The following is a 5,206-nucleotide window of genomic DNA, read 5'->3' on the forward strand; positions in this document are numbered from 1 at the left end:
GCCGGTCGCCGGCAGCACCGCGCCGGCCCCGCCGGCGCTGCTGGGTGCGGTCGCCGTGGCGGTGCGCACGGCGACCGCGCGCTGGGCGAACAGCCACCAGCCGCCGACGCCCAGCGCCAGCAACACCAACACCGCCGCGCCCGCGATCCACGGCCAGCGCACCGGCGCCGCATGCACCATCTCGCGCTGGTTGCGCTCGATCTTCAGCTGCCTGAGCAGATCCCCGTTCTCCACGCCCGACTCCATGCCGCCATCCATTGATGCAGGTGCAGACAATGCGGCAAGGCCGGCTCGCGCAAAAGCCCGCCGCATCAACCATCGCAAGTGACAGGTGTCATTCTGGAACCTCGATGCTAACCGATGGCGCAGCGCCGCTTGCAAGACTGCGCCCGGGCAAGCTGCGCGCAGTGCGCGCCCGGCGCGCCTCCGTCCTCGCACTTGCAGCTGGCAACACGCGGCCACCTTGCCGGCGCAGGCGAACGGTGCGCTCTGCTAGGCTCGTGTGCATGCGCTACGCCATCCCGCCTCCCGCCATGCCCAGCCTGCCGGTGCTCGGCAGCGACGCCCGTTTTCCGGTGCGCCGCATCTTCTGCATCGGCCGCAACTTCGCCGACCACGCGCGCGAGATGGGCGCGGCGGTGGACCGCGAGCAGCCGATGTTCTTCTGCAAGCCGGCCGATGCGGTGGTGAGCGACGGCGCGGACGTGCCCTACCCGTCCGCCACCGGCGAGCTGCACCACGAGGTGGAAATGGTGGTGGCCCTGTCAGGCGGCGGGCGCGACATCGGAACGGACGCGGCGGAAAGCCTGATCTTCGGCTACGGCGTCGGCCTGGACCTGACCCGCCGCGACCTGCAGGCGCAGGCCAAGGCCAAGGGCCATCCCTGGGACGTGGCCAAGGCGTTCGACCATTCCGCGCCGGTCTCGGCGCTGCGCCCGGCGGAACGGGGCCGGCCGGGACCGCAGACCCGCCTCGCGCTGACGGTCAATGGCGAACTGCGGCAGCAGGCCGTCCTGGGCTCGATGGTGCATGACGTGCCGGCGATCATCGCCGCGCTATCGAAGCTGTTCGAGCTCAGGTCCGGCGACCTGGTCTTCACCGGCACGCCGGCCGGCGTGGCGGCATTGCGGCGGGGTGACCGCTTCCATGCCGAACTGGAAGACATCGCGACGCTGGACGGCCGCATCGCCTGATCCGGCGCGCCGCCTTTATCGATCGCATGGCGCGCGCTACAGTCGATAGCCGGGGGATTCCCATCACCGGGAGAAAAGGCATGGGCATGCTTAAGGAGTTCAAGGAATTTGCCATGCGCGGCAATGTGATCGACCTCGCCGTCGGCGTGGTCATCGGCGCTGCGTTCGGCAAGGTGGTCTCTTCGCTGGTCGACCAGATAATCATGCCGCCGATCGGCCTGGCCACCGGCGGAGTCGACTTCAGCAGCCTCAAATGGGTGCTCAAGCCCGCCGATCCCGCCAACAAGGTGGCCGAGGTGGCGATCCAGTACGGCGCCTTCATCAATACCATCATCACCTTCCTGATCATCGCGCTGGCGATCTTCCTGATGGTCAAGGTGATCAACAAGATCACCCGCAAGCCCGCGCCCGAAGCGGCTGCACCGGCCGCCGACGTGGTGCTGCTCACGGAAATCCGCGACCTGCTCAGGAACAGGGCATAGGCGGAAACGGCACCGGGGACGGGGAAGGCGCAGGGCGTTCCCCGTTCCTCATGCGGCTGCCGTGACTTCCGGCCTACGCGGTTACCTGCCACGGCCCCAATAATCGGGCGTTCATCCCCAGCGGAGTCCCCCGATGCGCCGTCCCTGCCTCACCCTGCTCGCCGCCAGCCTGCTGCTGGCCAGCGGTTACGCCAGCGCCGCCGACACCACCATCCCCGCCGCAGCGGTAAAGACGGCCGAACAACTGCGCGACAAGGCGATGCACGACGACACCGGCTACCGCATCGTCGAGTCGCTCACCACCGAAGTCGGCCAGCGCCTGGCCGGCAGCCCGGCCGACCAGCGCGGCGTGGACTGGGCCGTCGCCAAGTTCAAGGCACTGGGCTTCGACAAGGTCTACACCGAGCCGGTGACCTATCCCAAATGGGTGCGCCGCAGCGAGCATGGCGCGATCGTCGCGCCCTTCCCGCAGTCGCTGGCGCTCACCGCGCTGGGCTATTCGCCGGGCACGCCCAAGGGCGGGCTCACCGCGCAGGTGGTGCGCTTCGACAGCCTCGATGCGCTCAAGGCCGCTGCGCCGGCCACGGTCAAGGGCAAGATCGTCTACGTCGACTTCCGCATGCAGCGGCACAAGGACGGCCACGACTACGGCATCGGCTCACCGATCCGCGTGCAGGGCCCGGTGATCGCCCAGGCCAAGGGCGCCGCCGGCTACCTGCTGCGCTCGGCCGGCACCGACCCCAACAGCCGCACGCCGCACGCCGGCGTCACCGGCTTCCGCGATCCGGCCAAGACGATTCCCGCCGCGGCGCTGTCCAACCCGGATGCCGACCAGCTCACCCGCGTGCTCGGCTACGGCAAGCCGGTGACGGTCAGGCTCGACCTCGACTGCGGCATCGAGGGGCAATACACCGGCGCCAACGTGATCGGCGAAGTCACCGGCAGCAAATATCCCGATCAGGTGGTGGCGATCGGCGGCCATCTGGATTCCTGGGACCTCGGCACCGGCGCGATCGACGACGGCGCCGGCGTGGCGATCGCCATGGCCGCCGGCAAGCTGATCCGCGACCTGCCGCAGCGGCCGGACCGCACCATCCGCGTGATCGCCTTCGCCAACGAGGAGATGGGCCTGTGGGGCGGCCGCGCCTATGCCGACAAGCACGCCGGCGAGGTGGCCAAGTTCCAGTTGGGCACCGAGTCGGACTTCGGCTCGGGCAAAGTCTGGCGCATGAGCGCCAGCGTGAAGCCCGAAGCGCGTGGCGCGATCGGACAGATCGCCAAGGTGCTCGCGCCCATCGGCGTGGGCTATGACGCCAGCAAGCCCGGCGGCGGCGGCTCGGACCTTTCGCAGATGCACGGCAAGGGCATGGCGGCGCTGTCGCTGACCCAGGACGGCACCTACTACTTCGACTGGCACCACACCGCCAACGACACGCTGGACAAGATCGACCCGAAGGACCTGGCGCAGAACGTGGCGGTGTACGCGGCGTTCTCGTACATGGCCGCGCAGGCCGACGGCGACTTCGGCTCGGCGCCGGGCGCGTTCGCCCACGACGGCGCGGGCGACTGATGTACGTTGCGGAGGGCGGGCTCAGGCCCGCCCTCCGGACAATGCGTCAGCGCGTGTAGTACGCGCCGCTCTCCACCAGCGCCTTCGGCATGCAGAAGGTCTTGGGCAATACCGCGATCGCCACCGGCACGCCCACGCTCTTCTCCACGCCGCCCGCGGCGGTGCAGCCGGTGCCTTCGGGCAGGCGGTAGTGGATGATCCGCACGGTGTACTGCGGGCACACGTCCGCACAGGGGAACTCGGCCACCACCGGCAGCCCGTGGTTGCGGCCCAGCTCGATCGTCTGCCCCATCATCGCGTGCTTGTCGAACGGCCTGGCGGCGTAGGCCCTGAGCGCCGCATCGTCGAGCAGGCCCGGCGTGGCGGCACGCGCCGCCGCGCAGGCGGCGCCGCCGAGTGCGAGCACGACCGTCAGCGCTGCGGTGGCGTGGCGTGGCATGGCATGGCTGTCTCCTTGGGATGCCTGGCCGCCACCCTAGCGCAACGCCGATGAAAACGCCGGGCCGCCTTGGATGTGCGCCGCGACCGCGCGGGCCGGCGTCTGCCATGGGGCGGACTCGCCGCAATCCGGCTGCCGGGCGACCGGTCTACCCGTCATGGCACTGAACCCAGCGGGCGGCCATCGCGCCCCTGCCATGGGACTTGGCCGGCGTCAGTCCTGGTCGGCTTCGCCCTGCTCCAGCGCCTGCAGGTTGTCCTTGATGCGGCCGATCACGGCCAGCGCCTGCGCCAGCTCCTCGGCACTGATGCCGGCGGTGGCGTCCTTGCGCAGGCCACGGCCGATCTCCTGCATGTCGTCGATCACCGCACGCGCACGCGGCGTCAGGTGCAATCGCCAGGCGCGACGGTCCTTGGGGTCGGGGCGGCGTTCGACGAAGCCGGCCGCCTGCAGGCGGTCGATCACGCGGCCGACCGCGATCGGTTCCATTTCCAGGAACTCGGCCAGCTCGGTCTGCCGCAGGTCTTCCTGGCGATGGTGCAGCATCTTGATCGCCCGCCACTGCGCGCGGGTCAGCCCGAAACGCACGGCGCGGCGATCGAAATGCTTGCGGAACAGCAAGGTCACGTCGCTGAGCAGGTAACCGAACGGAATATCTTCGGGTTTCATTGGTTCTGCATTCCCATCCCTACGTCCAAGGATAAAGCGCCACCCGCGCGAAACACACGTCCCATGTCCATCAGTCTGCTCACTGCCGATCTCACCCGCCTTGCCGTCGACGCCATCGTCAATGCCGCCAACCGGAGCTTGCTCGGGGGCGGCGGCGTCGACGGTGCGATCCATCACGCGGCCGGCCCGCGCCTGCTGGAAGCCTGCCGCGCGCTGCCGGAAGTCGCCCCCGGCGTGCGCTGCCCGACCGGCGAGGTGCGCATCACGCCCGGCTTCGACCTGCCCGCCACCCACGTCATCCACACGGTCGGCCCGGTGTGGCGCGGCGGCGGCCAGGACGAGCCGCAGCTGCTGGCGGCCTGCTACCGCAACGCGTTGCGGCTGGCCCGCGGGCATGGCCTGCGCTCGGTCGCCTTTCCCGCGATCAGCTGCGGCGCCTACGGCTATCCGCCGGAACTGGCGGCCGAGGTCGCCTGCGCCAGCCTGCGCAAGACCCTGGCCGAAGCGACCGGAGCGCTGATCGGCGTGCACCTTTGCTTCCGCGACGGCGCGATGACTGCACTGTGGCAGCGGGTGTTCAACGCAGCTTGAACGGGTAGAGCGGCGGCAGCGGCGGCTCATCGCCGGAACGGGTGTCGCGCCACTGGAAGCCCGACGCGAAGGCTGCCGCCAGGTCCGGCGCCGCCTCGCCTTCCGTCGCGGCAAAGCGGCGGCGCTGCAGCCGGTCGATCGCTTCGCGCTGCGCCGCCGAGGCGAGCGCGTCGGCCAGTGCTCCCAGGTTCGCCAGGCCCGGCCGTTCGGCGCGCGCCCAGGCCAGCAGTGCGTGCGCCTGCGTCGCGGCATCGTTGCCGTG

General features: G+C 70.2%; 6 protein-coding genes and 2 pseudogenes. 4 read left to right on the forward strand and 4 right to left on the reverse strand.

The window, feature by feature from the left end:
- Positions 1 to 246 (reverse strand): annotated as a pseudogene (locus HOQ08_RS10700) (efflux RND transporter periplasmic adaptor subunit); the annotation flags it as partial.
- A 260-nt stretch (positions 247 to 506) separates the two neighbouring features.
- On the opposite strand from HOQ08_RS10700, the gene HOQ08_RS10705 reads away from it, so the two are divergent.
- From HOQ08_RS10705 to HOQ08_RS10715, 3 genes are all read left to right on the forward strand, one after another.
- Positions 507 to 1,193: a fumarylacetoacetate hydrolase family protein gene (locus HOQ08_RS10705; RefSeq protein ID WP_291194355.1), complete on the forward strand. Its 687-nt coding sequence runs from the start codon at positions 507 to 509 to the stop codon at positions 1,191 to 1,193.
- 80 nt (positions 1,194 to 1,273) lie between these two features.
- Positions 1,274 to 1,675 (forward strand): large-conductance mechanosensitive channel protein MscL, encoded by a 402-nt coding sequence (gene mscL, locus HOQ08_RS10710; RefSeq protein ID WP_291194358.1) that lies wholly within the window; start codon positions 1,274 to 1,276, stop codon positions 1,673 to 1,675.
- 133 nt (positions 1,676 to 1,808) lie between these two features.
- Positions 1,809 to 3,245 (forward strand): M20/M25/M40 family metallo-hydrolase, encoded by a 1,437-nt coding sequence (locus HOQ08_RS10715; protein ID WP_291194361.1) that lies wholly within the window; start codon positions 1,809 to 1,811, stop codon positions 3,243 to 3,245.
- Between the two features lie 46 nt (positions 3,246 to 3,291).
- Here HOQ08_RS10715 and HOQ08_RS10720 read toward each other — a convergent pair whose 3' ends face one another.
- Together HOQ08_RS10720 and HOQ08_RS10725 are read right to left on the reverse strand one after the other, a co-directional pair.
- Positions 3,292 to 3,684 (reverse strand): hypothetical protein, encoded by a 393-nt coding sequence (locus HOQ08_RS10720; RefSeq protein ID WP_291194364.1) that lies wholly within the window; start codon positions 3,682 to 3,684, stop codon positions 3,292 to 3,294.
- Between the two features lie 213 nt (positions 3,685 to 3,897).
- A complete protein-coding gene (locus tag HOQ08_RS10725; protein ID WP_291194367.1) occupies positions 3,898 to 4,353 on the reverse strand; it encodes a MarR family transcriptional regulator in 456 nt (151 codons plus the stop codon).
- Between the two features lie 63 nt (positions 4,354 to 4,416).
- Here HOQ08_RS10725 and HOQ08_RS10730 point away from each other — a divergent pair, with 63 nt between their 5' ends.
- Positions 4,417 to 4,944, forward strand: a complete 528-nt coding sequence (locus HOQ08_RS10730; RefSeq protein WP_291194369.1) for an O-acetyl-ADP-ribose deacetylase — start codon at positions 4,417 to 4,419, stop codon at positions 4,942 to 4,944.
- Here the strand turns inward: HOQ08_RS10730 and HOQ08_RS10735 are convergent.
- Positions 4,931 to 5,206: pseudogene (locus HOQ08_RS10735) on the reverse strand (protein BatD); the annotation flags it as partial. The gene HOQ08_RS10730 and the pseudogene HOQ08_RS10735 overlap by 14 nt on opposite strands.

The organism is Frateuria sp., assembly GCF_013362045.1.
Taxonomy (GTDB): Bacteria; Pseudomonadota; Gammaproteobacteria; order Xanthomonadales; family Rhodanobacteraceae; genus Frateuria_A.

What these genes read in the sequence shown, in the direction of transcription:
- HOQ08_RS10725 (WP_291194367.1), bottom strand. Translation starts at nt 4,353, where the DNA reads ATGAAACCCGAAGATATTCCGTTCGGTTACCTGCTCAGCGACGTGACC.
- HOQ08_RS10715 (WP_291194361.1), top strand. Translation starts at nt 1,809, where the DNA reads ATGCGCCGTCCCTGCCTCACCCTGCTCGCCGCCAGCCTGCTGCTGGCC.
- HOQ08_RS10705 (WP_291194355.1), top strand. Translation starts at nt 507, where the DNA reads ATGCGCTACGCCATCCCGCCTCCCGCCATGCCCAGCCTGCCGGTGCTC.
- mscL (WP_291194358.1), top strand. Translation starts at nt 1,274, where the DNA reads ATGGGCATGCTTAAGGAGTTCAAGGAATTTGCCATGCGCGGCAATGTG.
- HOQ08_RS10730 (WP_291194369.1), top strand. Translation starts at nt 4,417, where the DNA reads ATGTCCATCAGTCTGCTCACTGCCGATCTCACCCGCCTTGCCGTCGAC.
- HOQ08_RS10720 (WP_291194364.1), bottom strand. Translation starts at nt 3,684, where the DNA reads ATGCCACGCCACGCCACCGCAGCGCTGACGGTCGTGCTCGCACTCGGC.